The organism is Bartonella saheliensis, assembly GCF_902162175.1.
This window is the reverse complement of the sequence record NZ_LR607317.1, coordinates 1-1,067: the sequence shown is the minus strand read 5'-3', so window position 1 is coordinate 1,067 and position 1,067 is coordinate 1. Positions and strand designations below refer to the sequence as shown.

Sequence of the window (1,067 nt, the reverse complement as noted above, 5' to 3'; positions counted from 1 at the left end):
GGTGTGAAATGGAACAAAGAACAGCAGAATGGTTTCAAGCACGCTTAGGTAAAGTCACCGCTTCAAATATTTACAACATACTTAGTAAAACAGCAAAGGGAACACCTACAAGTAAATATGAAGATTACAAAATCAAACTCATTACAGAACGTCTAACGGGGCAAACAAGCCCCTATTATGAAACTGAAGATATGAGATGGGGCATTGAAAATGAAGAAGATGCCTTGAGAGAATATGCATTCATTTATGATACACAAGTCACTCAATGCGGTTTCATTCAACACCCCATAATAAAAATGGCGGGGGCTAGCCCTGATGGTCTGATTGATGAAGATGGCTTAATCGAAATCAAATGCCCTAGATCGACTAATCATATGCGTTTCATTATCAATAATGAGATCAAACCAGAATATCTTGCACAAATGCAATTCCAAATGGCTTGTACGGGGCGTAAATGGTGTGATTTTATCAGCTATGACCCACGTTTTACGGGGAACAAATCTCATTTACGTATGAAAATCAAACGTATCCACCGTGATGACAAACATATTGAACAAATCAATCAAGCAGTTGAAAGCTTTTTAACTGAAATAGAACAAGAGATACAAAGAATCTCAACAAAAGCTGCTTAACATTATGGGGGTGCTTTTTCTGTGCCTCCTAGCACCCCCGCCCTTTCATAACAATTTTCAAGCAATGCGTGATTCACGACACGGGTGAATTGCACTTCAAATTAGGAGAAAAGATATGGCACCGCGACCCGCTACCATAACACAACCAGCCATTGCACGCGCTTTACGAGAAGCTAAAAAGCAAGGCTGTGAACTCGTAGAAATCAAACCTACCGGCGAACTGCTTATCTATCTTAAAGACAATATCCCATTGCCAAATTCAACTAATCATTCTGACAAATCATGGAACTTGTTACCTGATGATTATGATATCGTCTTATAGGATATTGCCATGCCAAAACCACGCCCCCCTCATTTAGTCAAAGAAGTCACACGCCATGGCAAAATCATATGGTATGTCCGTATTAATCATGGAAAACGTATTAGAATACGCGG

Annotated in this window: 2 protein-coding genes and 1 pseudogene; all 3 read left to right on the top strand. The window is 39.7% G+C overall.

Annotated elements, in window-relative coordinates; translation table 11 throughout:
- Positions 1-8: 8 nt before the first annotated feature.
- Positions 9-632, top strand: coding sequence for a lambda exonuclease family protein (locus FS875_RS10005; RefSeq protein WP_144756297.1), 624 nt, complete (start codon positions 9-11; stop codon positions 630-632).
- Between the two features lie 115 nt (positions 633-747).
- Complete coding sequence (locus tag FS875_RS10000) at positions 748-954, top strand: DNA/RNA nuclease SfsA (RefSeq protein ID WP_144756294.1); 207 nt, start codon at positions 748-750, stop codon at positions 952-954.
- Between the two features lie 9 nt (positions 955-963).
- A pseudogene (locus tag FS875_RS10755) lies at positions 964-1,067 on the top strand (tyrosine-type recombinase/integrase); the annotation flags it as partial.